Genomic DNA, 25,264 nt, shown 5'->3' with positions numbered 1-25,264 from the left:
ATCTCGGCGACGATCCCGGCGGCCGCCTCCCCGAGGGCGGGCGCCCGGTCAGTCGGTGTCGGTGCCGGATTCGGTGTCGGTGTTGGCGTCGGATTCGGTGTCGGCTCCGGCTTCGGTGTCGGTGTCGATGCGGGTGACGGCACGGAAACTCTCCAACTCCTGCAACAGGCAACGGACTTCCTCGCGCCGGGACACGGGCAGGTCGCCCACGCGCACCACTTCACCGGCGTCGAGCCGGCCGAGGACCGCGAGGGCCTCGGCACCGGCCGTACCGGACGAGACGTTGCCGTTCGCGGCGAACCTGCGGGCACCGGGGCCGGGCGCGGCCAGCAGGGGAGCGCACGCGCGTACGGGGGTGTCGTCGTCGAGCGGGAGAGGACCGGCGGGCGGCCGGGTCGGCCAGAACCCGCCCGCCGTCCTGACCCGCAGGGCCAGTGCGGTGGCCCGGTCGGCGAACCGGTCCTCGTCCAGCAGCTCCGCGAACGCGTCCACCGCGTCGGCGAGCGCGGTGGGCAACGCGTCGGCCAGCCGTCCGTCCGGACCGGCGTCCGGGGTGAACAGCGGGGCCGACGCCACCGGTTCGGTGCCCCGGAACAGGTCCTTGATCTCGTAGTACGGCCGGTGCTCGCGGCGGGGAATGCCCACGTTGACGCTGGTCGCCGGTGCGCCGCCGGTGCTCTCCCCGACGTGGTAGTACCGCGCCGGCCAGTAGAGCAGATCCCCCGGCCCGACCTCGGCGACGAACGAGGACGCCAGGTACGGCTGGTAGTCGAGGACCGTGTGCACCGGATCGGACCACGGGCGTTCGGCCCAGAACCGCATCCGCTTGGTGCCCCGCACGCAGAACATGAAGGTGGCGAAGCGGTCCTGGTGCACGCCGACCGGGCTGTGCTCGTAGGAGCCGTGGAACAGCGTGGAGCCCGCGGTGTGCGTGGGCTGGCCGACCCGCTCCCACAGACCGGCCCAGAACCGCTGCGCGCGCGCCCACAAGGGGTGGGAGAACGAGTGGAACCGGTGCACCACGAGGGCGTAGCGCTGCCGGTCCAGCCGGTCGGCCATGCGCCGCTCGTAGCCGTCGAACGAACCGTCCGACAGCTCCGGCATGAGGTCGTACGGCTGCGTCTGCTGCCGCCGCTCCACGAGGAACTGCACGTTCCCCGGCACGGCGAGCGGGTGCGGCGGCCGGCTGCCGAGCACAGCGGTCCCGAACACCTCCGCCTCGGCGAACGGCGCGTCGCCGACACCCCTGTACAGCACGGGTTCCCGGTCCCAGAACCGGTCGACGAAGACGTCCCAGTCGAAGGACGTCTCGACGGTCACCGCCGACGCGGCCGTATCGGTTGTCCCGGCGGACCTGGCCGCTCCGGCGGTCCTGGTCACCCCGGCCATGTCGATCGGGCCGGTCGTTTCTGCCATGTCGGTCGGTTCGGTCGGTTCGGTCGTGCCGGTCGTGCCGGTCGGTTCGGTCGGTTCGGTCATCGTGAAGGCACCTCGACCACGTCGATGCCGCGCAGCCGGTACAGCTTGTCCAGCAGCGCGAGCACATTCCTGTCGTTCGTGTCGCCGTCGCCGAGGGCCCGGCACACGTCGGCGACGCCGGTCTCCCCGCCGTCGCTCAGGGCGGCGAACACGCGGTCGCCCGCGGCCGTCGGCAGGGTGAAGACGTTCCCGTTGACCGCCCACACCTCACGTCCCGGCCCGTCGGGCATCCGGACGATCTCGCCCGACCGGCGGATCCGGGTCCGCGGGGTCATCGGGACGCCCTCGCGCGGGACCGGGATCGGTTCGAGACCGGCCGCGGAACGCAGCGCCGCCCAGCGGACCCGCAGCATCCTGCGCAACCGCTCGCCGTCCACGGTCGTGCGCAACTCCTCGCCCAGCGCGTTCAGCCGGGGCAGCACCCCGTCCCGGTCGTCGATCCGGGACCCGGGGCCGAACGGGAAGTACGGCACGGTCCCGTCGTTGTCCTGACGGCCGTGCACCAGCTCGGCGAGCAGGTCCCGCAGGGCGGTGAACGGCAGCCGCCGGTCGACCGGGACCCGCAGGCGCAGCGCCACGCACCCCTCGCGGCAGATGTCGACGTGCCGCCGGTCGCCCGGCCAGTACAGCAGCTCCCCGGCACCGGCGCTCAAGGTGCGCACGCCGTCCGGGGCCCGGTCCGGGTCGGCGATCGCGGCCGGCGGGGGACCGTCGCGCTCGTCCCACAGCCGTACGTCCATCCGCCCGCGCAGCACCCAGGTCAGCGCCGCGTGCGTCGGCGCCCCGGTCGCGCCGGCGTGCCGGGTGAACCGGTCGCCGATCAGGATCTCGGTCTCCACCGGGAGGTTCGGCCAGCCGACCACCCGCCACAGTCCGCGGATCGTGTCGCGCACCGCGGACCACGGCGCGAAGTCCAGGAGCAATGGCTGATGCACCGTCAACAGATATCCCCGTCCGGACACTTCGGAGTCCAGCCGGTGGAGGTAGTCGTCCAGGGTCCGGTCGGTGGTGTCCGGCAGCAGCGTGCCGGGCGCGCGCAGCCGGCCGTCGCCCACCAGCAGCCGGACGTCGGGCATCACCCAGAACCGGGTGCCGGCGCGGAACGGGGCGCACGACTGGACGGTCAGTGCGTGGACCGGGCCGAGGCCCACCGGTGGCCGGGCATCCAGCCGGGCGGGTTCCCGGTCCCAGTACCGCTTCCCGAACAGCGCCCAGTCGACGTCGCCGGGTGCCTGCCGGAGTTCCTGGGCGGGCGTGGTCATGATGTTTCCCTCCCGGTCAGGGGGAACCGCTGCCGGATCCGTTCCGCGTATTCCGCCAGGGGCTCCATGCCCATCGAGGCGCGTCGGCGGTCCACGTCGTCCGGTTCCCCGATCCGGTACGGCACCAGCTCCCCGTTCACCGGCTCGAACTTCGTGCCGTACACCTGGGGGAGCCCGTCGGCGATGCACAACTCGTCGGTCAGGGAGGCGACCTCGCGCCACGGCAGGTCACCGCCCGCCGCCGCCCGCCGCATCAGCTCCAGGCAGTGCCGCCGGAAGTCCAGATGATCCCGCGCGTGCTGCACGAGGCGACTCGCGGCGCCGGCCGCCGCGGCACCGACCAACGTGCGCCCCGGCCATCCGTGGTCGGCCACGACCCCGGACAGCCAGTCGATGCCGGCGTCGGTCAGGGTCCGCAGGCGTTGCTCGGCGTCGTCGTCGACCATGCCGCCCTCGGCCCACGGCATCCGGAGGGCGCCGTCGAGCCGGTCGAGGCGCAGCAGCCGCCGCCGGATCTCCCCGGCGGGCGACGGCTCGGCCGAGACCTCCGGCGCGTCCACCGCGTCGATGCGCAGCCGTACCCTCTCCCGGTCCCAGATGTAGGTGACCCGCCTGCCCACCTCCGGCCAGTCGAAGCCGACCTGGCCCTCGGTGGGGCTCTGCAGGTGCAGCCGGACGCCCAGCGACTCGTCCGTGACGACGTGCTCGGGCACGTCGTCGAACACGTTCTCCGCCGCATCGCGAAGCGCCACCCCGAGACCGGCGAGGTCGAGGTTGGCGCCCTCCAGCAGCGACGGCAGCGGGGGCCAGCCGCCCTCGGGCTCCGGCCGGGCCGCGACCCGGGCCGTTTCGAACGGCGGCGGCCCGCCCCTGTTCGTTCCGAACGGCGGCGGCTCGACCAGGGGCGTTTCGAACGGCGACGGCTCGACCGGGGCCGCTCCGAGCGGTAGCGGCTCGACCGGGGCCGTTCCGAATGACAGTGGCCCGCCCCGGTTCGTTTCGAACGGCAGTGGCGGCGGTTCGACCCGCAGCACCGGACCGCCCTCCAGGGAGCGGACGAAGTACGGCACGTCCATGCGCCGGAGCTGGTCGAGTTCCGCCCGGTCGAAGCGGACGTCCGGCTCGGCGGGGACCGGCGCGGCGCCGCCGCCGGACAGCCAGCGCGGCACCAGCGCGTCGAAGTACTGGAACGTGGGCCGGCGCAGCACCCGGACGTAGTGGCCGGCGGTGGCGGTCGACAGGAACCGCCGGATTGCCGGCCGCTGCCGGCACATCAGGGTCCAGGCGTCGAACATGCCGCGCAGCATCGCCGGGAGGTGGGGGCCGTACCCGGCCCGCCCGTCGGTGTCCGCGACGACGTTCCGCGTCTCGTCCCGGGCGAAGGGCCGGCGGCGGCGGTACAGGCGCAGCGCCCCCGTCGGCTCCGCGTGCCAGCACACCGGCGGGCCCTCGGCGGAGCACCACCGCGGGGTGTTCTCCAGACCGACGTGGTGCTGGTCGACCTCGGCGGTCGGGTCGTGCAGCAGTCCCGTGTCGTAGAGCCGGGGAATCCGGGCGAAGCAGATCTCCAGGTCGATCGGGTACAGCAGCGGTTCGCGCTCGCCGGGCCTGCTCCCGGTCACGATGTTGCCACCGATCATGTCGGTGATCCCGAAGCCGAACATCGCGGCGGTCAGCGAGCCGGCCCGGTGCCAGAAGCGCGCCGCCTCCGGCCGGGTCAGCCGGGTGCCGGTCAGCGACCACGGCCCGGACGTGCGGATCGGTCCCCACTGCGCGGGCGGCTCGATCCACTCCTGCCACAAGTACCCCGGTTCGGCGCCGGGCCAGCAGGAGAGCACCGGCAGCCGGACCTCACCGGACGCCGCGGGCGCGTCGTTGAGGAGTCCGAACAGGGAAGCGGGCGGGCCGGCCGTGCCGCACGCGGTGAACAGCAGCTCGCCGGACGCGGGGCGCGGCTTGTACGCGATCCGGCCGCCACCGGCGCAGTCGAGGCGCAGCACCCGCTGGCGGCCGTTGTGGGTCTCCTCGCCGTGGGTCCACAACCCGACGACCGGTCCCCGATGGGCCGGGTCGTCGGACCAGCAGGTATTCATGTCCCGCAGCAATCGGTCGAGAAAGAGCGTCAGGAATTCTTCGCAGCGCGCCGCCCATTCCGCCACCCGGTCGCGGGCGTAATGCGCACGCCCGGTCGCGCACGCCACGAAAGCCTCGGAAACGACCGGCCCGAAGATTTCGGCGTTGGTGATTTCGAGGATCCCGGTGGCGACGACCTGCGAATAGCGCTGCGCGGCGGAAGCGCACCATTCGTCCAGCCGGTCCAACAATGCGAGCAGCGGCGCGAACCGCCCGTCCCGGAGGGCGTGCGCGAGCATCCGCGCGTCCGCCGGGCCGCCGAGCAGCCGGTCGACGACGACCGTTCCCTCCGGCCCGTCCGTGACGACCGGCGGGAAGAGCCCGCCCGCGGTGCCCTTGCGGACGGCGGCGATCAACCTCCCTGCCACCGGCGGGAGTTCTGCGGGATCGTCCTGACCGGTGCTGCTGTCCGGGGCGTGCATCTCCCAGAGCGGATCGATGTCCGCCGGTGCGTCCGACAAGGTCGCCCTCTCGACTCGTTGCCGCGGGCCGCGAGGCCGTGGGCCGCGAGGCCGTGGGGGGTGGCGCCGCCGTCAGCGGCCCCACCCGGCGGGCATCAACAGCAGTAGACGCTCGCGCACGAACCACAGGCGGTACCGCTGCCCGAATTCGTCGGCGACGCAAGGGGCGGAATTTCCTGCTCCAGATCACCGATCACCAGGTCGAACACCTCATCGGCGCTCTGGTCCGCCTCGACCTGTCCCTTTTCCGCGACAGCCTGCATGAACACACTCCTCCCGCGCTGAGTTATGAATTCGCGGCCAGCATGACGGGGGCGGAATGTCCATGTCAAGAGGGCCTTGTCTGCCATGTCCATATGGGATCCGGTCGAATTCCGGTGATCTTCGGCCGGTGCCGTTCGGCTCGCCCACACCGGGCCTGTCGGCACACACCAGATCTCCGGGAGGCAGCCATGGCCCGCATCACGTCGTACGTACGTCACCGGCTGGGCAGGATGCGCGGCACGTACCTCTACCCGTACCCGAACTGAACACGCCGTACCTGAACTGAACATGCTGTACCCGAACCGGGCACGCCGTACCTGAGCTGAGCACGCCGCACTTGAACCGGGCACGCTCCGGCCGCGCGCCGCGGCCGTGCACGGACGAAGGAACATCCGGGGCCGTGCACGGACGAAGGAACTCCGGGGCCGTGCCCGCGGGGCGCGGCCCCGGAGCGCCGACCGGAAGAACTCCTGGGAGAGCGCGAAGGGACGTGATGACGGTCGTCGACCCGGCTGACGAGCGGCTGGACCGGCCCATGCCGTGGGCCACCGGTACGTCCGGCGCGACATGGCGGCCGTCGGACGCCCACGCGTACGAGCGGGACCCCGTCGGGTTCCTGTCGGCGGCGGTCGACCGGTGCGGCGACACGTTCCGGTTCGGGCGGAACGCGGTCTTCGTCGCCGACCCGGACGAGGTGCACACGGTTCTCACCGGGACGGGGCGCACGTTCCGCACCGGACGCGACTTCCTCGACGGTTTCCGCAGCAACCCCGACGAGATCACCGCACTGTGGCTGCGGGGACGGCGGGCCGGCCGGGCCGGGCTCGCGGCACGCGCGGCCTCGGCCGGGGCGCACCGCATGCGCGAGCGGATCCGCACCGACCTGGCCGCCCTCGCCGGGCGTCCGCTGGACGTGGCCGACCACGCCCCCGGACTGTGTTCGCGCGCGGCGCTCGCCCACTGCCTCGCCACGGTCCCCGACGAGCTGCCCGCCCGCCTCGCGACGGCCGCCGAACGGCTCACCGGCGTCCTGGACGTGACGCTGCCGCTCCCCGTCTGGGTTCCGGGCTCGGCGGCCCGCCGTGCCCGTGCGTCCGTACGCGCCCTGGCGGGCGTGCTGACCGAGGTCGTCGAAGAACGCGGACGAAGGCCCGGACCCGGCGGCACGGAACCCGGACCCGGCGGTGCGGAGCCCGGACCTGATGGCACGGATCCCGGGCCCGGCGGCGGGGCCGGGCCCGACGACCCCGACCTGCTGGACGCACTCCTGACGGACGCCGACGCCACCGCCCAGGAGGCGCGGGCCGCCCTGCAGATGATTCTCACCGGCACCCATGTGGTCCCCGGCGCCGCGCTCACCTGGCTGATGGCCGAACTCGCCACCCGGAAGGGGCTGTCGGAGTCCATCCGCGCGGAGGTCGCCGCGCACGGGACGACCGGCGACCTGCCGTACACCACCGCCGTGGTCAAGGAATCCCTCCGGCTGCACCCACCGGTCTGGCTGATGACCCGGGACGTCGCCCTCCCCACCAAAATCGCCGGACACCCCATCGGCCCCGGCGACCAGCTGGTGTTCAGCCCGTACCTCCTCCAGCGCGACCCCCGCCGGTGGGACGCCCCCGACCGCTTCCGCCCCGAGCGCTGGCTGAACGAACCACACCCCCGCCGCACCCGCCACGCCTACATCCCCTTCAGCGGCGGCACCCGGATCTGCGCCGGCTACCGCCTGGGCCTCCTCCAACTCACCCTCACCGCGGCACTGCTGGCCACCGAGTACACCGTCGAGCCCGTGGGCGACATCGACCTGACCCCCACCTACAAGAGCGTCCTCACCCCGACGACCCTGCGGATGCGCTGGGACCCGACCCCGACCCGATGACCGACCCGGCCGACGGGGCCGGGCCTGCCGACGGGACGGACGGGGCCGACCGGGCCGGGCCTGCCGACCGGTCAGGGGACGGAGGGGGCGGGCCGGGGCGCCTGCCCTTGGCCTGTCGCGACCACGGCGCGCCACCGTTCACCCGGCGGGCGGTCGGCAGCGCCCGGCACGATGCCTCATGCCGGCAGTGGCTCTATTCCACTTCGATGCCGTACTCCTGGACCAGTTCCTCCAAGCCGCCCCGGTATCCCTTGCCTCCGCCGACGAACTCCCAGTCGTCGTTCGCCCGGCGACGGAAGGACCCCAGCACGAGGGCGGTTTCGCCGGGGCGGCCGTCGGAGACCTCCAACTGGTCGAGCGGGGTTCTCCCGGCGTCCAGCAGCCGGATACCGGCGTCGGTGAAGCCGGACAGGTCGGCCGCGGGATTGGCGACAGGATCGATTGCGGCGATGACGACGAGACGGTCGGCGTGCGTCGGCAACGCGTCGAAGGAGACCTGGACTGCGGCTTTGTCCGGCGCGACGGGGACGAGCGTGCGGACCGTGCCGTCGGGTGTTCGGGGGTTGTTGAAGAAGACGAAGTGGTCGTCGTCCAGAACGCGGTTGCCGCGACAGACGAGCGCGCACACGTCCAGGGCGACGTTGCCCGACCAGTACATGCCCAACACGTTGTGGTCGTCCGTGCCGGTCCCGCCGTCCGGCGCCGTCCGCTGGGCGGGAACCGGACGTTCGCCGCCGCTGCCCAGCCGCCCGCGCAGCCCGTGGCGGTGCAGCAGGTCGACCAACTCGGAGCCCGTCACCAGTTCCAAGGGCTTGCCGTTGGCGAAGGTGTACGAGCCGGGGCCGAATCCGGACGTCGTGACCAGGACGCCTTTGTTGGCACCGGCGTCCTGGACGGTGCCGTACAGGTCGCGGACGGCTGTCGGGGGCACGGTGTTGCGGTAGCGCTTGACCTGCACGACGATCTTGCCGCCGCGAATCGGGGTCGGGTCCAGCGCATCGATGTCCACGCCGCCGTCACCCGAGCGCTGTGTGGTCACGGCCTGCATGCCCATGGCCCGGAACAGATCGGCGACCAGTGCCTCGAAGGCGATGGGGTCCATCCCGTACAGATCCGGCTCTTCGTCGCCCCCGTGGGTGACGACACCGTTGCCGACGTCTTCGGGTACCCGGTCGGGCCGCACGGACGCGTACTGATCGGGTCGCGACGACAGCTGCCCCCGGAGTCCGTCCACCAGGCAGTTGACGGCGTTCACCTGTTCCAGATGCAGTTCGGCGAAAGTCGACCGCGGAGCCATGACGGTGCCGAGGAACATGGGTGCCCGCCTGCCGGTCGTCGGGTCGTGATCGTCCACGAACCCGTTCAACGCGACCGATTCCAGCGCACCGAACTCGTCGGCCGCGAAAAGATCGCGCAGGACCAGCAGGAGACACTGCGCGAGTACGTCCCGGTACAGGGCGCGACGCTGCGTGACCGGCCGGGGGGACTCCTTCTCCTGATCTGCGTTGATCATGTAGCGCACCGACTTCGCCTCCGGGACGACGTCGTACCTGGGCAGCTCCCAGTTCAGTACCAACTGGCGCGCGCCGGAGTCGTACGCCGCGGACACCTGACGGGGCAGGTCCTCGGGCCAACCGGCCGAGGAGTAGAGGGCGGCGGAGAAGTACTCCACCACGGCCTCGGGATCACCGTTGCGAAGCCCCGTCGTCATCTCCGCGATGCCGGCGTTGTGCCGACGGATCTCACTCAGCCGGGCATCGGCCCACTGCTGGTACTGCGACTGGTAGGCGGCCAACTGGTGCAGGCGCTGCGCTTCCGCCGCCTGCGCGGCCTGCCAGTCGCGCTCGAACCTGGACCGGGCCTCCGCCTGCGCCTGGGCCCGCCGCGCCGCGGACCAACCGCCTTGCGGCTGGTACTGGTTCGGGTCCGGCATGCGGATGGGGTGTGCGAGCTGTCCCGGGGAGAACGCCTCGACCTGCTCTGCCCGGGTCAGCGCGCCGACGCCGAAGGCCGGAGCCCGGCACCCCGCCGCCAACAGACCCTGCAAGGACTCGACCCGTGCGTCGAGCTCCTCCGTGCGCCGCCTGGCCTCCGCCTCGCGCTGCTCCCGGTACGCCGCTTTCTGCTCCCGCTGGCTGCGCGCGAGTTCCCGCTGGTGAGCGCGCTGCTGCCTTTCCTGATCCCGCTGGTACCTGGCTTGCGCCTCACGTTGACGTTGCTGCTGGCGCTGCGCTTCGGCCCAGACAGCGACCAACCCATTGGAGCGACGGCTCATGCTCTACAGGCCCTCCCCACCAGCGACGTGGCGGGCATGCACCAAGTCCTGGTCCCGTGACCAACAGTGATGGGACGACTCTAGTGGGCGACAGGCCACCCGCCCATGCCCTTGTCATAGTTGGCCCCGCTCCAGCACTCCACCCTGACCTGCGCATACCGAGGCGAAGCGATGCCTGCCGAGTCGATGCCGGCTGCGGATGCCGGCTCGGCCACCCGGCAGACCTCGTCATCGCTTCTTGCGGAGCTTCCGCATCTTCGCTTCGGCTTCCTTCTTCTTCCGCTGCTCCACTCCGTACGCGGACCAAGGCCCCTGGTGCTTGGCGCATCGCGAGCTGCCGATGATCGCCTTGCTCCGGCAGCGGCCTCCGCTCTGCGTCGGAGCACCACACTTCGACTGAACCATCCCGCCCCCTTCTGCCCGGACACCGGAATGCTTCCAGCGCCCACCACGCCGAGGGAGGCGCAATCGTGGCGGACAGCAGCACGGACGGCACACGTCCTGAGAGGCCGGCGGTCACATCTCCGACGCGCCGACCGATCGCCCAACACCACACCGCCCGTCCGCACGGTTCGCGGCATCCGCCCCTGCGCGCGGCCCGCAGCGCGAGGCGATCAGCCGCATGGACCGCCTGCTCAAGCGCCGCCTGCCGGGCACCTGAGACGCGACTGCCGTCAAATGATGCCGTCAAAAGGCCCCGGACCATGATCGGTCCGGGGCCTTTTCGCTTGTGCCCCCGGCAGGATTCGAACCTGCGGCACCCGCTTTAGGAGTTCGATCGCGTGGCTCTCATACGGCCTCGCCGTCCTGCCGGCGTGGTGTGTGTGACCGCTCAAGGTCGCCTGCGTCCAACGTCGTCGATGTCGACCGTTGATGTCAGCCTGGGAAGCTCAGTTGTTCTCTGCCGGTTTGTCCGCTTGAGCCGTGACGGAACCAGGCAAGCGCGCTGTTGCCCGCCGAGGCGCCAGCCTGGTCCCGAGTGTTCCCCGTGGTTCCCCGCACTGAACGCTTGCCGTCCCGTCGGTCAGCTTGATCAGGCCTGGCCGAGTACCTCATCGGCGCTGCGGGGCTCCGTGCGCGGCTGCTTGTTGAGCTTGTGGCGCGCGATGGAGGATTGCCGGTAGACCTCCTTGCGGGCCCGCATGATGTTGCCCAGAGGCGCGTGCTCGGCGGTGACCCGCCAGGGCGTGAAGGACAGCGCGTCCATCTTCTCCAGGTTTTCCGGGCCGGAGATGTCCTGCTGCGGCAGTCGCAGCTTGGCCACGGTTACGGGCGGCGAGAGCTGCTCGGGCCACTCCACTGTGGTGTCCTCCACCGGCATGCGCTCCAGGTCGGTGCAGAGCTGAACCTGGATGTCGAAGGCATAGGGCCGTTCCTGGAGCTCGGCCACCAGGGCCGGTCGGAAGACCTCCGCCGCCGAGGTCGGGTCGATGTCGCGCCGGACCACGGCAGCGGCGAAGGGCGGATCGGGGGTGATGCGCACCTTGGCAATGTAGTCCCCGTGCCTGACCGCGCCCATCGTCCAGTAGCTCGACAGCAGTACGTTTGCCGGAGAGGTCTTCGACAGGCGCAGGAAGGCCAGGAACTCGTCCCACGCCCAGTTGTCCTGGTCCAGCGTTCCCTTACCGGTCACGAACTCGGTGAAGAAACGATGCGCTCCGGGTCGGCCCTGGGAGAAGTAGGCCGGCGCGTTCAGGAACAATTCCTGGATGAACAGGTAGTGCTCGACTGTGTTGCAGAAGAAGATCGGCCCGTTGATGTTGGCGTAGTCGAAGGTGCCCGTGTCCGGTTCGTCTTCCAGCAGGGTCGGGCCGGGGATGTCGAAGATCTTCAGTGCCAGTCCGGTGGCGGCGCCCAGTCGCGCGTCGGCTCCGGCGTGAGGCGAGCCGTTGGAGAAGCGGATGAGCGCATCGTGGGTTCCCGGAGTCGCGTAGATGCCCTGGGCGTACGCGGGCGGAAGCCCGTCCAGGATCTCCACTTCCCCCCGGACCAGCCCGTAGCCCTTGGCATGGGCGTCGCGGAGAGCCCGGCCGGTGCCACCGGCCTTGACCGACTCGGAGATGTAGCTCTCGGTCTTCTCGATCACCGTCTGCAGGTTGCGGTCGAAGTTCGGGTCATCGTCTTCGACATCAGGTGTGTAGCGGACGAACTGTGCTGCCATGACTGCGACCTTTCCTCGGAGACCGTGGTGGGACCTCGGGGGCAGGAATTGCCGTCAGTCCTCCAGTTCGGCAAGCCAGCGCAGGGCACGCAGACCCGGCACGAAGCAGTACTCACCGCCCCGGGTGACCACGAAGCTCGGCAGATTCTGCAGACGGCGCCGGACCGGCCTCTCCGGGATGGTGACGCTGCCGGTTCCGCCGTGATGCCCGGCCACCGGGTCCTTCTCGCCGGGATATCCGATGAAGTTGCCGTCGTTGACCCACTCGGCCTTGATGAACTCGAACTGTCGTTCCAGGTGGGCCCCCAGGAAGACTCCGACCAGGCCCCGGTCGGCGCCGTCGTCCTCCAGCACGCCCTCGGGCAGCGGCGGGCCGTAGGTGGTGCCGCGGCGGATGAGCCGGTGCATCCGCGCATCGCCGATGATGGTGGAATCTCGGGGGTTGACGCGCCGGACGTGCGCACCGGCCGGGCACCGGAGACCGCGATCATCGTTCTCCCGGTACAGGAAATTGTTGACGCGATGCGGATCGGCCGCCAGCTCCGGATCATCGTGCTCCGGCGCCAGCGTAAGCGGCGCCCCGCTGGGCCAGCGCCCGACCATCTTCGCCGCCAGGAGTGCCTCCTCCTCGGCACCGGAGCTGTTCGCGCGCAGGTACTGCCGCCAGGCCGCCACCTTGGTGTGGACCTTGCGAACGGCCGCGTAGGTCCCGTTGCGCCCCAGCACATCGGGGCTGGGCATCGGCGGCAGATTGCCGGTTTCATCGGGGTAGCCGAGGATGAACTCGCCCGCCTTGATCGGGGCTTCCTGCGGGTTCGAGCCGGGCAGTCCGACGCCCTCGATGTTCGGCTGGCTGATGCCGTCGCGGAATCCAAAGGTGGTTCGCCCGGTCGGGAGCTGATGAACATCCTGCTGCCAGATGACCTGGACACCGGGCGTGCCCTCGTAGGCGACGCGGGCCCGCTCCAGCTCCTTGTCCAGCTGCGCCGCATCGGAGGAGAGAGCGCTCAACGCGATATGAACATCGCCCGTTCCAAACGGTGCCTCCCAGTGGGCCGGGGCGCTCTCGCCCACGTCGCCGATCAGCTCCGCCCGAGCGGCCATGCCCTCACGGAACGCCTGCGGAAAGCTGTCCAGCGACTCCTGGGGCACTCCCAGGGCACTCAGCCCCTGATAGGTGAGCCCCACAGCCACCCAGGCATCCCGGCCCGGGTCCACGCTGGGCAGACCGCTCGCCGTCACCGGAAGCAGCCGCTGCAGCAGGGCGCGCCCGGCGTGGCGGTCATCGACCCGCAGGAAGACGAACTTTCCCTCGTACGGCACGGGCCGTGGACGTAGTGCCCCGCTTTGGACGTCGTTGATCTCGACGCGCACGCCGACTGCGCTGCCGCCTGCTGTCGTGTTCATGCTCGCTTGTGCCTCCATATCAGCCTTTGCACGGGCAGACCTGCAGAGGCCGACCAGCGCCCGGCGCCGTCCACCGACGCTGGGCCAGCTCTGAGGGTTGGTTGCGTCCGACTGCTAGACCGCGGCTTCCTCCAGCAGCTTCTGGAAGGCTGGCGTGCCCACCAGCTCCGCGTTGGCAGGATTGTTCAGCATTGCCCGGAATTCGGCGGTGTCCAGCACCGCCTGGAACGCGTCGTCCACGCGCTGGTCCTTGTAGATCTGCTGAACGGTCAGATCGGGATAGGCGCTCACGAAGACTCCCGCGGGCTCCTGGTGGGCGAGGAACCAGTCCTTGACCCCTGGATCTTTGATGCCGGGGAACCCTTCGCTGTGCGAGAAGACCTTGTCGAAGCGGGCCCCGACCACCGTCTTGGCGAAGTCGTCGATGTAGGTGTCCCACGAGCCGTCGAAGACGCTGGCGAACATGAACCTGGTGTCGTTGTCGAAAATGACGTGCCGTGCGTCGTGCAGCGTGCCGATCTGGCGCAGCGCCGCATGGACATTCTCGTCATTCGCCGCGTCGCCGAGCCAGGTGAGATCCTCACGCAACGCATCGGCCTCGCCCGGCTTGATCTTGGTGAAAACGGTGAACTCGTTACTGACCCCATCCGTCATGCCCGGGTGCTCAGGGTGAGCCGGCTGGGTTGCATCTGTCGCAGCCATCGCGAGGTCCTCCTGTCACAGATCGACGCGAGGGTTGCCAAGCGCCCGGACATGGGACGCCATCGCCCCCACACATCAATCCTCACTGCGGATGCACTGCCTCGCATCCCGGGCCCTGGGCATTGTGGTCACCTGGGGCGGATTCTCGGGAAGCTCCGGCACTGCGGGGTCCAGCCAGCCCGGTGCGGCAGGGCAATGCCGGGGTACTCGCGTGTCCCGAGAAACTCCCGAGGACAGATCCGGCCGAGCGCAGGAGGATGGAACTGGTGTGACGTGCCGAGTACGTCGTCGTCGCCATTCTCGGGCAGCCACTTCCGGGCGGCCGTGAAGACAGCGGCGCAGCCGATCACACAACAGCCCGGTGCGCGGCCCAGGCGCCGGGGCATCGGTTGCGCCAAGCCCTGCTCCACTGGATCGCCCCCTGATCCCCACCTGGAGGCAACCATGGGCGCAGTTCTCGGTGACGTGCTGGGTTTTGCGGCCGGCGTCGCGATCAGCCCGCTCCCGATCATCGCCATCATCCTCATACTCGCCACGCCTCGGGGACGTCTCAACGGCCCCCTCTTCACCGTCGGCTGGATCCTGGGACTCGCGGCACTGGGCGCGGTGATGTTGGCAATCGCCTCCCCCACAGGTGCCTCCGCGCACAATCATCCGGCTACGTGGGTGGGAGCCCTCAAGCTCGCTCTTGGCGTATTCCTCGTCGTCTTCGGCGCCCGGCAATGGCACCGGCGCCCAAAGGATCCCTCACAGGCCCAGCTGCCGAAGTGGATGGGTGCGATCGACCGCCTCACGCCGGTCAAGGTCTTCGGACTCGGACTGGCGCTGGCCGCGCTCAACGCCAAGAACGCCCCGCTGACCGTTGCCGCGGCCGCCTCCATTGGCTCAGCCGGGCTGCCGGTCGGGCAGCAGATCGCATCGCTGGCCATCTTCGTCCTGATCGCCACCCTCGGCCTGCTGGCCCCACTGGGAGTCTTCCTGCTCGGGGGAGAGCGAGCGAAGACCACACTCGGCAACTGGAAAGACTGGGCAGCTCAGCACAACGTCGCCGTGATGGCGGTCCTGTTCTTCGTCCTGGGGCTGAAACTGCTCGGTGACGGCATCGGCATCCTCGCCTCCTGACAGTGGCGCGGTAGAACTGTCCACAGGTCATCAAGGCCCGCGCACGCCGCGGGCGCGCATGCGGGCGAGGAGGGAACCCGCTGCGGCTGGGCGGTCATGCGAAGCAATGCGAGAACCACTGCCGCAACGGCGTGTTGCCATAACTTGGGAAGTCGCACCCATATATTGTCGGGCGAGCCGAATTTATCTTGCAAAAAGAAGTGAATAGAAGTAATCGCCTGCTGGCTTGACGGTGAATTAGTGGAGTCGGAATGATGCATGGAGAGCCGCGCGATCCGAGCCCGAACGCTAAGCGCGGCCTACCTGAAATTCACTCTGTTCTGCGAACCGAACCTTCCGCTGGGGCACCCAACTCGACGTACGCCCGGTCAAAGCCTTCGGCGACGGCTCCGACATCACCGAACAGGCCGTCGCCTCCTACGTCGCCGAGTACGCCACCAAGACCGCCGAGAACACTGGCACCCTGGACCGCCGCATCGGCGAACTCTCCGAACTCGACCGTCACCAGGTCCCCGACCACACCCGACACCTGATCGAAGCATGTAAGCACCTGGACCCGCTCTCCCCGGACCGGCGCCTGCGGGCCTGGGCCCGCATGCTCGGCTTTCGAGGCCACTTCAGGTCCAAGTCCCGCCGCTACTCGACCACCCTCGGCGAACTCCGCCAGGCCCGCGCTGACTTCCGCGCCGCCCAAGAACGCGAAGCCCTCGGCACGCCCGACTTCGAACCGGACTCCGTCCTCGTCCTGGCCGACTGGCAATACGCCGGCCACGGCCACACCCCTGGCGAATCCGCCCTCGCCGCCACCATCGTCCGCGGCCTCCAACTCAACCGCGACACCGCCCGCGAAGCCCTGCAAGACCAACTCATCATGGAAGCAGCCGCAGCACGACCACCGCCACCGCAGAGCTGCTGACCGTGCCCGAGGTCATGACGCGGCTCAAGCTCGGACGCTCCAAGGTCTACGACCTGATCCGCTCCCGCTGCCCGGTCTCGATCAAGATTCCCGTGCCCACTCGTTCGGCCAAGCTCTCCGAGTGGCTGCCGTATTGGCTGGACAACGTCATCAAGCCGCGCTGGAAGCTCAGCACGCACGACAAGTACGAGGCACACGTCCGGCTCCACCTGTCGCCGATGCTCGGTGCGAAGAGGCTCGAATCCCTGAGCGTCGCCGATGTGCGCCGTTTCCTCGTCCGACTGGAGAACCAGACCACTGCCGCGACGGCCAAAGATTCGCACCGCGTGCTGCGCTCGGCGCTCCCGCCTGCGTGCAGTGAGGAGCTGATCACGCGCAACGTGGCCAAGCTCGTCGAACCGCCCCGCGCCGACGCACGCGAGCTGCACCCCTGGACGCTGGACGAGACGCTCGACTTCCTCGCCGCGTCGCGGAAAGACCCGCTCTACGCGGCCTTCGTGCCGGCCATCGCCATGGGGCTTCGTCGGGGTGAGATCGTCGGGCTGCGCTGGTCGGATCTCGACCTGGACAACCGCGTCCTCCACGTCCGCCAGCAGACCCAGCGCCGTCGGGGTGCCCTCTACGACGACGATCCCAAGAGCCGTCCTCGTCGGGTCGTCCCGCTGCCTGCCTTCTGCATTGCACCCCTGCGCTGGCACCGGATGCGGCAAACAGCTGTTCGTGCCAAGGCGGGGGAGCAGTGGCAGGAGTCCGGCTACGTTTTCACCACCCGCACCACCCGCACCGGCCGCCAGGGCGAGCCGCGGAACGTCTACCGCTCCTTCACCCGCGTCGCCGAGTCCGTCGGCCTCCGCGTGATCCGGCTGCATGACGCCCGGCACGGCACGGCCACGCTCCTCACGGCGGCCGGAGTCGCACCGCGTGTCGTGATGGAGATCCTCGGCCACTCTCAGATCAGCACCACCATGGACGTCTACACCCACGTCGTCCAGGACACGCAGCGGGAGGCCATGAGCCACATGGACCGGCTGCTCAGGAAGAGGCGCCCCGGTCGCGCGTGACCATCCGCGTTGATGTCAGAAGTGGATGTCAAAGGCCCACCACCTCCGAAAATCCGGAAGTGATGGGCCTTTGACCTGTGTGCCCCCGGCAGGATTCGAACCTGCGACACCCGCTTTAGGAGAGCGGTGCTCTATCCCCTGAGCTACGAAGGCGGGGCTGTCGGGCGAGGTGCGGTGCCTCTGCGGTGGTGCTCGTGCAGGTGGCGGGACGTACCGATGACCGACCAGGGACAGCGTAGCGGATCCGTGCCGGGGAGGGGCTTCCGTATCGGGGTGGCCGGGTGGGGAGCTTACAAGGGAGGGGCTCGCGAGGGCAGTTGGGGGTGGGCGTACCGTTCTGAATGATCAGCAAACGCCGTTGTTCAGTACGAACGGAGGGAATTCGGCATGCCTTGCCGCGCGGGAGTTTCCGGGGTGCCGTCGATGTGGTCGCCGGTCCGTGCGTGACCGTGACCGGCGGTGAACGGCTGTGCACGTCCGGGGGAGGCGGGTGGTGCCCCCGGGGTGGCCGTTCGGTGTTCCCGGTGATGTCCCCGGTTGCTGAACCGGTTGTTCCGCTGTCTCGAAGGATCCCTCAAGGAACCCCAAGGACCCCCCATGAAACACCCCTTCGTCCCCCTGCTGGCCGCCGTCATATGTGCCGCGGCCGTCATAGGCATGATCGTTGCTGGAGGTGACCCGGGAACACCCCGGGGCTTCCACCGTCACAAGGACGGGACCCTCACGATCGATCCCCGGCACCGTCCGGACGCGCCGTCCTTCATGGGGACCGGGGTCGACGGCAGGCCGATGAGCCTCTCCGACCACGCGGGGAAGACGGTGGTGATCAACGCGTGGGCCTCCGGGTGCGGGCCCTGCCGCAAGCAGGTCTCGATGCTGGAGCGGTACCGGAAGAAGACGGAGGGGCAGGACGTCGCCGTCCTGGGGCTGAACCGGGACAGCTCCCCCAGCGTGGCCCGCGCCTTCGTCGAAGAGCACGACATGTCGTACCCCAGCCTCCTCGACCCCGCCGGGAAGCACCTCCTCACGTTGCCCAAGGGGCTGCTGAGCACGCAGGGGGTTCCCGTCACCCTCGTCATCGACCCGAGTGGCCGGATCGCTTCGACGGCCTCCGAGGCCATCGGTGAGGAGCGTCTGGCGGATCTCGTCGCCGCCGCCGCGGTGCAGGTGTCGTCGCCGTCGGTGTCCCCGTCCGGGTCACCGTCCGCCGGCTGAATCCGTCGGCCGAACTCGTCGGACGGAGAGGTCAGGGGCGGGTGATGCGGACCCGGTAGTTCCCGTCGCTGTCCTCGTCGATCACGGATATGCGTATCCCGTTGGCCCGGTCGGTGAAGGTCTCGCCGGGCCGGAAGGGGGCGTCGGACAGTTCGGTGTGCACATTGGGCAGGCGGGTGCAGCCGGTGCTGTCCTCGGTGCTGTCCGCGACGGACACCGGGCCCTGCCCGGTGTCCACGTCCGAGCTCACCTTGTAGATCAGCACGCCCGGCCGGCAGATCGCGTGGTCGTTGCCCGCCCGGGTCCGTACCTCCACCGCGTACCCGGACTCGTTGCTCAGCGGCACGAACGCCAGCTTCGTGCCGCCCCGGGGGGCCAGCGGCCGGAGCACGTGTTCGCTGGTGCCGGATTTCGCGGCGCAGTCGATCTGCGAGTTGTCCAGCCAGCCGAGCTTCCACTTGTGCCAGCCCAGCAGGTCGTTGTCGGCCCCCCAGTCCTCGGACATGATGTCCCAGTGCCCGACCGCGCCGCCGCCCTCCATCGTGTACAGGTCGGGCAGGCCGAAGACGTGGCCGTTCTCGTGCGGCAGGACGCGGTACCCGGTCTTCTCGAACGATCCCGAGCCGTCGTCCTGGCGGCTGTAGATGAAAGACGTGTTGGCGAGCGGGACCCCGTCCGCGTGCGGGGCGTCGTCGTTGCCGGAGAAGGTCACGGACAGGACGGTGTCCAGGGCGGAGGGTCCGGCGTTCGGGGTGACCAGGACGTTGACCAGGTCGTACGTGGCGAAGTCCACCTTCGGATCGGCGGCGGCGACGATGTCCTGGACGAGGTGGCGGTAACCCGGTTCGTACGGTGAGCCGCGGTCCACTCCGTACTCCGAGAACGGCAGTGGCATCCGCAGCCAGGACTTCACGGGGGTCTCGGGGACGTAGGTGAGCCGTCCGTACGAGCTGGTCCGGAACCATTGGGTGGTCTGCGGGAAGAATTCGGCGTACCGGTCCATCGCCGGTCCGGCGCCCGGTGCGTCCGGGAAGTCGATCATCAGGTTGAGGGCGCGGATCTTGCCGGTGGAGCGGGCGTAGCCCTCCGGCGTCGGTATGCCCTCCGACATCTGCACGCCCATGGTCGCGGATATCCGGCACGGGGCTATGCCTGCCGAACGGGCGGTGGCCACCGGGCCCGCGGAGGCCCGGCCGGTTATCGGGAGGGTGTTGCTGGCCGTGGCCATTGCCGCTATGACCAGGGCCGTTGCCGAACCGAGCGCGAGCGGGCGGCGATGCCTGCGTATCCGGTGGCGTGGTTTTTGCATAGAGGCGCCTCGGGGTCCGCGGCAGTCGGCCGACCCTGACTGCGCTCTGCGCATCAGCCTGTGCCGGGTGGTGTGGGGCCGCTCGTTGGGTGCGCCGTTCGGTTGGTTTCCCGATTCCTTGGGGTGACCCACATCACATTCCGGTGTGGAAATAACCGGGGAGTCCTTCCCCGTTTGCATCGGTGTCCCCGCGAAACGGGGAGACGGTCCCCGGTTACGGCGGGGGGTCGTCGAGGGGGACAGAATGAGAACGAGAACGAGGACCGGAAGAGTGAGGACAGCCGTCGTGGACACCGTCGCCCGTACCGCCGCCGGAACGGCGCAGCCCCGGACACCCCGTCCGCGGGCCGACGCGCTGCGCAACCGGGAGCGGATCGTGGCGGCCGCGCGCGAGATGCTCGTCGAGTTCGGGCCGGACGTGCCGCTCGACGAGATCGCCAGGCGCGCCGGTGTCGGCAACGCCACGCTCTACCGGAACTTCCCCGACCGGGCCGCGCTGACGCACGAGGTCGTGCTCGCCGTCACCTCCCGGACCATCGACCGTGCGGAGGAGGCGGCGGCCGAGGAGGCCGACCCCTTCGTCGCGCTCAGCCGTTTCGTGCACGCCGCGGCCGACGAACGGATCGGGGCGCTGTGCCCGATGCTGTCCGGCAGCTTCGACAAGGACCACCCCGAACTGCTCGCCGCGCGCCGGCGCCTCGAAGAGGCCGTCGAGGGGCTCGTGGCGCGCGCCATGTCCGCGGGGCGCCTGCGCACCGACATCGCCGTCGGTGACGTCATGGTCGCCCTCTCCCAGCTCACCCGGCCGCTGCCCGGCACCGGCTGCCTGAACATCGACCGGTTCACCCACCGCCATCTACAGCTGTTCCTGGACGGACTGGAGGCCCCGGCCCGGTCCGAACTGCCGGGAACGGCAGCGACCTTGGAGGATCTGCGGCGCCGGGCGTGATGTCCGCGCCGGGTCCCGACGGGGAGCCCGGCGGCGCGTCCGCCACGCCACATCGACCATCCCTCTCCCGCTCCGTCCCTCTCCTCCTTCCTCCTTCCTCCTTTTCTCGTCATCGGTCCGGCAGCGAGCGGTAGTTGATCGCTCGGCCGGGACGGAACGGCCGGCTCGGCCGACCCGTTCGACGACCTCTTGTCCACGACTCACCGGTTCACGACTTCTCGCGCTCCGTGCGCCCTTAGGTGGATACACCCATGCCAAAAACAGCCGATCTCCGACTTCCCGACCCCAGCCGCTGGAAGGCGCTGGCGTTCATAGCCCTCGCGCAGTTGATGGTCGTGCTCGACGCCACGATCGTGAACATCGCGCTCCCGCACGCCCAGACGGACCTCGGCATCTCCGACGCCAACAAGCAGTGGGTCATCACGGCCTACGCCCTCGCCTTCGGCGGGCTGCTGCTGTTCGGCGGGCGGATCGCCGACCTCTGGGGCCGCAAGCGGACCTTCGTCGTCGGGCTGATCGGCTTCGCGCTGGCCTCCGCGCTCGGTGGCGCGGCGCAGAACCAGGCCATGCTCTTCGGCTCCCGAGCGCTCCAGGGCGTCTTCGGCGCGCTGCTCGCCCCGGCGGCCCTGTCGCTGCTCGCCGTGATGTTCACCGACGCCAAGGAGCGCGCCAAGGCGTTCGGCATCTACGGTGCGATCGCCGGTGGCGGTGGCGCCGTCGGTCTGATCCTCGGCGGCTTCCTGACCCAGGTGCTGGACTGGCGCTGGACGTTCTTCGTCAACATCCCGTTCGCCGCCGTCGCGGCCGCCGGCGCGTACTTCGTGATCCGGGAGCCGGCCGGCAGCCGCAACCGTTCGTCGCTCGACGTGCCGGGCGTCGTCCTGTCCGCGCTGGGTCTGGTCTCGCTGGTGTACGGGTTCACCCGCGCCGAGACCGCCGGCTGGTCGGACGGGCTGACCATCGGCATGTTCGTCGCGTCCGGCGTGCTGCTGCTGGCGTTCGTCGCGACCGAGGCCCGGGTCAAGTCGCCGCTGCTGCCGCTGCGCGTCGTGCTCGACCGCAACCGCGGCGGCGTCTACCTCTCGCTGGGCCTCGCCATCATCGCGATGTTCGGGCTGTTCCTCTTCCTGACGTACTACCTCCAGGTCGTGAGGGGCTACTCGCCGATCAGGACGGGATTCGCCTTCCTCCCGATGATCGCGGGCATGATCACGGGGTCCACGCAGATCGGCGCCCGGCTGATGACCCGGGTCCCGGCGCGCAAGCTCATGGGCCCCGGCTTCCTCGCCGCCGCCGTCGGCATGCTGCTGCTGACGCAGCTGGAGATCGACTCCTCCTACGTCGGCCTCATCCTGCCCGCGCAGCTCCTGCTGGGGCTGGGCATGGGCACGGCCTTCATGCCGGCCATGTCGCTCGCCACGCACGGCGTCGAGCCGCGCGACTCGGGCGTGGCCTCCGCGATGGTCAACACCTCGCAGCAGGTGGGCGGCGCGATCGGTACGGCGCTGCTGAACACCATCGCCGCGTCGGCCGCGACGGCGTACGCCGGATCCCATGCCGCGCTCGGCGCCACCGACCCGGAGCTGCTGAAGCTCCAGTCGATGGTGCACGGCTTCACCGGCGCCATCTGGTGGGCCGTCGGCATCCTGCTGGTGGCCGCCGCGATCGCGGTGACCTTCGTCAACGCCGGCCGTCCCACCGCGGCCCCGGTGTCCGGCGGTGCCGGGTCGGGTGACGCCGACGGCGCCGAGGACGAGTTCAGAATGCCGGTCGTCGCCCACTGACCGAGGGCGTCCACTGACCGGTCGTCGCCCACTGACCGGTCGTCGCCCACTGGCCGAGGGCGCCCACCGGTCGGGGGAGCGGTGGTGCGAACGCGGCCGTGCCCCGGTTTCCGGTCCCGATCTCCGATCGGGCGGGAAGCCGGGGCACGGCTGTTCCGTGCCGACGTCCCGTTCCGGTGTTTCGGTCCGTGGGCAGGCGGGGGCTCAGCGCAGCCACGGCAGGTCCGCGTCCGTGCCCTCCGGCTGGAGCCCGGAGGCGACGACCTGCATGATCTCGCCCAGCGAGTGCACCTGCTCGGGGGTGAGCCGGTCGAACATCGCCTGGCGCACGGCGCTGACATGGCCCGGGGCCGACCGGCGCAGCATCTCGTAGCCCTCGTCCGTGAGAACCGCGTTCTGGCCGCGCTTGTCCGACGGACAGTCCTCGCGGCGCACCCAGCCGCTCTTCTCCAGCCGGGCGACGGCGTGCGAGAGCCGGGAGCGGGTGATCTTGGCGTTCCGGGCCAGCTCGGTCATCCGCATGCGGCGGCGGGGGGCCTGGGAGAGCTGGACGAGCAGCCCGTAGTAGATGTGCGGCATGCCGGCGTCACGCTGCAACTGGCGGTCGAGGTGATCCTCCATGAGCGTGGTGGCGTGGAGGTACGCACGCCAGACGCGCTGCTCTTCGTCGGAGAGCCAGCGGGGCTCGCCGGGGGATGCCGTGGTCATGTACTCCACTGTACGACCTTTTCTTGAAAGTTGAACTAGATAGGGCTAAGGTCTCGGGAGTAGGAAGCTTGAACTTTAAAGAATGCTTCCTATCGAATGGACCACCAGAAGACTTACCTTGATCAGCAGCGGATGGGGAGTGCCATGACTGTCACCGCGGAGCGCATGCCCGCCCTCTACCTCTCCCACGGAGCCCCGCCGCTGGCCGACGACCCGGTCTGGCCCGGTGAGCTGGCCGCATGGTCCGCCGGGCTGCCCCGCCCCAGGGCGATTCTGATGGTCTCCGCCCACTGGGAGGAGGCCCCGCTCGCCCTCGGCGCGACGGAGACCGTCCCGCTCGTCTACGACTTCTGGGGCTTCCCCGAGCACTACTACCGGGTGCGGTACGCCGCCCCCGGCGCCCCGGAACTCGCGGAGAACGTGCGCAAGCTGCTGCGCGGCGCCGGTATGCCGATCCAGGACATCCCGGACCGGGGGCTCGACCACGGGGCGTACGTACCGCTGGTGGAGATGTTCCCGGACGCCGACGTCCCGGTGCTCCAGATCTCCATGCCGACGCTGGACCCGCAGAAGCTGATGGACATCGGGCGCAGGCTCGCGCCGCTGCGCGACGAGGGCGTCCTGATCGTGGGCAGCGGGTTCTTCACCCACAACCTGGCCGCCCTGCGGCACGCGGGCGGCGTCCCCGGCTGGTCGGTGGAGTTCGACGACTGGGGGGACCGGGCGCTCCGGGCGCAGGACGTCGACGCCCTGCTGGACTTCGAGCACAAGTCCCCGGCGGGCCGGCTGGCCCACCCGCGCACCGAGCACTTCGCGCCGCTCTTCGTGACGCTCGGCGCCTCGGAGGGCGAGCTGGACCGGGGGCGCAGCGTCATCGACGGGTTCTGGATGGGGCTCGCGAAGCGGTCGGTGCAGTTCGGCTGAGCGCCATGCCGGGACCGGCCGGGACGAGGGCGGGGCAAGGGAGGCGGGTCACAGCGCCGGCGGGTTGAGCTCGATCGAGCGGAGCGCGGCGGCCAGGGCCGTCGCGTCCCCGACGTCCAGCGCGGTGTCGGTGAACTTGATGGTGTGGTCGTCGCCGTGCGCCGCCGCCCGCGCGAACAGCTCGTCGGCGGAGGCGTCCGCCGGTTCGTACGGGGCGGCCTCGGCGGGGCCGTACGCGGCGGTGACCGCGGCGCTCGCCGCCCACGCGGCCGCCAGGCTCGGCGCCCACAGCGTGCGGGGGAGTGCGGGCAGGGCGCGCAGGACGGCATTGGGCGCGGTCGCGGCGTGCACCAGCATGATCGGTTCGCCGTGCCCGTGCGTGGCGAAGCGGTGGGTCGTGGCCCGCACCAGCTCCTCCAGCCGGGCCCGCGCCTCGTCCGGGTCGTCGGCGGACGGCCGCGGCCACACCGGGAACGCGGTGAGCTGCGCCAGCCGGTCCCGGATGCCGCCGCTCTGCTCGGGCACCGGAGGCACGGCGTCCAGCGCGGCGGCGGCGTCCGGCGCGGGCGCCAGCGGCGTCAGGGCTGGCAGCGGCTGGTGGCGGGCGGCCCAGTAGCCGAGGCCGTGGGCGAGCTCGGCGACGCGGGGTGCGGTCTCCTCGCCGACGAGCAGGGTGCGTACGGAGTGGCCGACCCGGATCACGGGGTGCGTGGCGCCCGCCGCGATGCCGGGGAGCAGCCGCGGCCACCACTCGGCGAGGACGTCCCGCCAGGGGCGCTCGGCGGTCTCGCGACCGAAGTACTCCGTCCAGTCCGCGACCCGGCGCGGGTCGCCCAGGGCCTCGCGCCAGTTCTCCGCGGTCACCCGGGACGAGGTGTCCGGCATGTCCTCCAGCTTGTGACCGTAGTGGTCCAGCCAGCGGTGGACGGTCGGCGCCTGCCCGTGCCGGACCAGTGCCTCGACGGCCATGGGGGCGTGGTTGCTCAGCCAGCCGTTCCGCTCGGGGCCCGAGGCGTGCAGGCGCTCCAGTGCCTCGTCGAGCGTTCCGGTGGTGTCGGCGGTCGCGGCGGTCGGGGCCGCGGCGGGGGCTGCGTCCGTGCTCGTGCCCGCGTCCGTGCTCGTGCTCGTCGTGTCATCCATACGGGGGGACGCTAGGCGCGGGGCCCGCCCGGCGTAACGGACCGCGGACCCACAGGGGCCGGTCAATGGGTCCTAGATCCGTGGCCCGAGATGTGGCCCGAGGCGCGGGCCAC

The 25,264-nt window shown here is 70.5% G+C and carries 18 protein-coding genes, 1 tRNA gene and 1 pseudogene; 8 read left to right on the top strand and 12 right to left on the bottom strand.

The window, feature by feature from the left end; translation table 11 throughout:
* Nucleotides 1-48 precede the first annotated feature (48 nt).
* The 4 genes from EAO76_RS16065 to EAO76_RS44595 form a co-directional block, all read right to left on the bottom strand.
* Nucleotides 49-1,479, bottom strand: a complete 1,431-nt coding sequence (locus EAO76_RS16065) for a cupin-like domain-containing protein (protein WP_262375509.1) — start codon at nucleotides 1,477-1,479, stop codon at nucleotides 49-51.
* Nucleotides 1,476-2,741 carry a hypothetical protein gene (locus EAO76_RS16060; RefSeq protein ID WP_148836618.1) on the bottom strand — a complete coding sequence of 422 codons (1,266 nt, stop codon included), beginning with the start codon at nucleotides 2,739-2,741 and terminating at the stop codon, nucleotides 1,476-1,478. Before EAO76_RS16060 ends, EAO76_RS16065 begins: the two co-directional genes overlap by 4 nt.
* On the bottom strand, nucleotides 2,738-5,296 hold the full coding sequence (locus tag EAO76_RS16055) for a DUF4135 domain-containing protein (protein ID WP_148836684.1): 2,559 nt from the start codon (nucleotides 5,294-5,296) through the stop codon (nucleotides 2,738-2,740). The genes EAO76_RS16060 and EAO76_RS16055 overlap by 4 nt, the downstream gene beginning before the upstream one ends.
* 134 nt (nucleotides 5,297-5,430) lie before the next feature.
* Entirely contained in the window at nucleotides 5,431-5,598 is a 168-nt protein-coding gene (locus EAO76_RS44595; protein WP_187438645.1) for a hypothetical protein, read from the bottom strand.
* 494 nt (nucleotides 5,599-6,092) lie between these two features.
* Between EAO76_RS44595 and EAO76_RS16050 the strand changes: the two genes are divergently transcribed.
* On the top strand, nucleotides 6,093-7,478 hold the full coding sequence (locus EAO76_RS16050) for a cytochrome P450 (protein WP_148836617.1): 1,386 nt from the start codon (nucleotides 6,093-6,095) through the stop codon (nucleotides 7,476-7,478).
* 193 nt (nucleotides 7,479-7,671) lie between these two features.
* Here EAO76_RS16050 and EAO76_RS16045 read toward each other — a convergent pair whose 3' ends face one another.
* From EAO76_RS16045 to EAO76_RS16030, 4 genes are all read right to left on the bottom strand, one after another.
* Nucleotides 7,672-9,753, bottom strand: coding sequence for a restriction endonuclease (locus EAO76_RS16045; RefSeq protein WP_187438644.1), 2,082 nt, complete (start codon nucleotides 9,751-9,753; stop codon nucleotides 7,672-7,674).
* A gap of 1,033 nt (nucleotides 9,754-10,786) precedes the next feature.
* On the bottom strand, nucleotides 10,787-11,914 hold the full coding sequence (locus tag EAO76_RS16040; RefSeq protein WP_148836616.1) for a catalase family protein: 1,128 nt from the start codon (nucleotides 11,912-11,914) through the stop codon (nucleotides 10,787-10,789).
* A 54-nt stretch (nucleotides 11,915-11,968) separates the two neighbouring features.
* Nucleotides 11,969-13,288 (bottom strand): Dyp-type peroxidase, encoded by a 1,320-nt coding sequence (locus EAO76_RS16035; RefSeq protein ID WP_262375508.1) that lies wholly within the window; start codon nucleotides 13,286-13,288, stop codon nucleotides 11,969-11,971.
* Nucleotides 13,289-13,435: 147 nt separating this feature from the next.
* On the bottom strand, nucleotides 13,436-14,023 hold the full coding sequence (locus EAO76_RS16030; protein ID WP_262375507.1) for a hypothetical protein: 588 nt from the start codon (nucleotides 14,021-14,023) through the stop codon (nucleotides 13,436-13,438).
* Between the two features lie 444 nt (nucleotides 14,024-14,467).
* Here EAO76_RS16030 and EAO76_RS16025 point away from each other — a divergent pair, with 444 nt between their 5' ends.
* The 3 genes and pseudogenes from EAO76_RS16025 to xerC all read left to right on the top strand — a co-directional run bounded on the left by EAO76_RS16025 (nucleotide 14,468) and on the right by xerC (nucleotide 17,122).
* Nucleotides 14,468-15,145, top strand: a complete 678-nt coding sequence (locus tag EAO76_RS16025; protein WP_148836614.1) for a GAP family protein — start codon at nucleotides 14,468-14,470, stop codon at nucleotides 15,143-15,145.
* A 328-nt stretch (nucleotides 15,146-15,473) separates the two neighbouring features.
* A pseudogene (locus EAO76_RS16020) lies at nucleotides 15,474-16,061 on the top strand (replication initiator); the annotation flags it as partial.
* Between the two features lie 14 nt (nucleotides 16,062-16,075).
* Complete coding sequence (gene xerC, locus EAO76_RS16015) at nucleotides 16,076-17,122, top strand: site-specific integrase (RefSeq protein WP_262375506.1); 1,047 nt, start codon at nucleotides 16,076-16,078, stop codon at nucleotides 17,120-17,122.
* 80 nt (nucleotides 17,123-17,202) lie between these two features.
* Here the strand turns inward: xerC and EAO76_RS16010 are convergent.
* Nucleotides 17,203-17,275: transfer RNA gene (locus EAO76_RS16010), tRNA-Arg, on the bottom strand.
* Nucleotides 17,276-17,719: 444 nt separating this feature from the next.
* Here EAO76_RS16010 and EAO76_RS16005 point away from each other — a divergent pair.
* On the top strand, nucleotides 17,720-18,337 hold the full coding sequence (locus tag EAO76_RS16005) for a TlpA disulfide reductase family protein (protein ID WP_148836613.1): 618 nt from the start codon (nucleotides 17,720-17,722) through the stop codon (nucleotides 18,335-18,337).
* Nucleotides 18,338-18,368: 31 nt separating this feature from the next.
* Here the strand turns inward: EAO76_RS16005 and EAO76_RS16000 are convergent, their stop codons facing one another.
* A complete protein-coding gene (locus tag EAO76_RS16000; RefSeq protein ID WP_148836612.1) occupies nucleotides 18,369-19,646 on the bottom strand; it encodes a M6 family metalloprotease domain-containing protein in 1,278 nt (425 codons plus the stop codon).
* 244 nt (nucleotides 19,647-19,890) lie between these two features.
* On the opposite strand from EAO76_RS16000, the gene EAO76_RS15995 reads away from it, so the two are divergent.
* Nucleotides 19,891-20,595: a TetR/AcrR family transcriptional regulator gene (locus tag EAO76_RS15995; RefSeq protein WP_262375505.1), complete on the top strand. Its 705-nt coding sequence runs from the start codon at nucleotides 19,891-19,893 to the stop codon at nucleotides 20,593-20,595.
* A gap of 251 nt (nucleotides 20,596-20,846) precedes the next feature.
* Nucleotides 20,847-22,379 (top strand): MFS transporter, encoded by a 1,533-nt coding sequence (locus EAO76_RS15990; RefSeq protein ID WP_148836611.1) that lies wholly within the window; start codon nucleotides 20,847-20,849, stop codon nucleotides 22,377-22,379.
* Between the two features lie 204 nt (nucleotides 22,380-22,583).
* Here EAO76_RS15990 and EAO76_RS15985 read toward each other — a convergent pair whose 3' ends face one another.
* Nucleotides 22,584-23,096: a MarR family transcriptional regulator gene (locus EAO76_RS15985; RefSeq protein ID WP_187438643.1), complete on the bottom strand. Its 513-nt coding sequence runs from the start codon at nucleotides 23,094-23,096 to the stop codon at nucleotides 22,584-22,586.
* A gap of 135 nt (nucleotides 23,097-23,231) precedes the next feature.
* Between EAO76_RS15985 and EAO76_RS15980 the strand changes: the two genes are divergently transcribed.
* Nucleotides 23,232-24,011 carry a dioxygenase gene (locus EAO76_RS15980; protein WP_148836609.1) on the top strand — a complete coding sequence of 260 codons (780 nt, stop codon included), beginning with the start codon at nucleotides 23,232-23,234 and terminating at the stop codon, nucleotides 24,009-24,011.
* 48 nt (nucleotides 24,012-24,059) lie between these two features.
* Here EAO76_RS15980 and EAO76_RS15975 read toward each other — a convergent pair whose 3' ends face one another.
* The gene (locus tag EAO76_RS15975) at nucleotides 24,060-25,151 is read right to left on the bottom strand and encodes a questin oxidase family protein (protein ID WP_148836608.1); all 1,092 of its coding nucleotides are present in this window, start codon (nucleotides 25,149-25,151) and stop codon (nucleotides 24,060-24,062) included.
* Between the last annotated feature and the right edge of the window lie 113 nt (nucleotides 25,152-25,264).

Source organism: Streptomyces sp. sk2.1, from assembly GCF_008120935.1.
Taxonomy (GTDB): domain Bacteria; phylum Actinomycetota; class Actinomycetes; order Streptomycetales; family Streptomycetaceae; genus Streptomyces.
Note: the sequence above shows the minus strand (reverse complement) of the source record. Positions and strands in the feature narration are given on the sequence as shown.

Coding starts and splice junctions, on each gene's coding strand:
- EAO76_RS15975 (WP_148836608.1), bottom strand. CDS start 25,151: ATGGATGACACGACGAGCACGAGCACGGACGCGGGCACGAGCACGGAC.
- xerC (WP_262375506.1), top strand. CDS start 16,076: ATGACGCGGCTCAAGCTCGGACGCTCCAAGGTCTACGACCTGATCCGC.
- EAO76_RS16065 (WP_262375509.1), bottom strand. CDS start 1,479: ATGACCGAACCGACCGAACCGACCGGCACGACCGGCACGACCGAACCG.
- EAO76_RS15995 (WP_262375505.1), top strand. CDS start 19,891: ATGAGAACGAGAACGAGGACCGGAAGAGTGAGGACAGCCGTCGTGGAC.
- EAO76_RS16000 (WP_148836612.1), bottom strand. CDS start 19,646: ATGCAAAAACCACGCCACCGGATACGCAGGCATCGCCGCCCGCTCGCG.
- EAO76_RS15990 (WP_148836611.1), top strand. CDS start 20,847: ATGCCAAAAACAGCCGATCTCCGACTTCCCGACCCCAGCCGCTGGAAG.
- EAO76_RS16045 (WP_187438644.1), bottom strand. CDS start 9,753: ATGAGCCGTCGCTCCAATGGGTTGGTCGCTGTCTGGGCCGAAGCGCAG.
- EAO76_RS16005 (WP_148836613.1), top strand. CDS start 17,720: ATGAAACACCCCTTCGTCCCCCTGCTGGCCGCCGTCATATGTGCCGCG.
- EAO76_RS44595 (WP_187438645.1), bottom strand. CDS start 5,598: ATGCAGGCTGTCGCGGAAAAGGGACAGGTCGAGGCGGACCAGAGCGCC.
- EAO76_RS16025 (WP_148836614.1), top strand. CDS start 14,468: ATGGGCGCAGTTCTCGGTGACGTGCTGGGTTTTGCGGCCGGCGTCGCG.
- EAO76_RS16055 (WP_148836684.1), bottom strand. CDS start 5,296: ATGCACGCCCCGGACAGCAGCACCGGTCAGGACGATCCCGCAGAACTC.
- EAO76_RS16060 (WP_148836618.1), bottom strand. CDS start 2,741: ATGACCACGCCCGCCCAGGAACTCCGGCAGGCACCCGGCGACGTCGAC.
- EAO76_RS16030 (WP_262375507.1), bottom strand. CDS start 14,023: ATGGCTGCGACAGATGCAACCCAGCCGGCTCACCCTGAGCACCCGGGC.
- EAO76_RS15980 (WP_148836609.1), top strand. CDS start 23,232: ATGACTGTCACCGCGGAGCGCATGCCCGCCCTCTACCTCTCCCACGGA.
- EAO76_RS16040 (WP_148836616.1), bottom strand. CDS start 11,914: ATGGCAGCACAGTTCGTCCGCTACACACCTGATGTCGAAGACGATGAC.
- EAO76_RS16050 (WP_148836617.1), top strand. CDS start 6,093: ATGACGGTCGTCGACCCGGCTGACGAGCGGCTGGACCGGCCCATGCCG.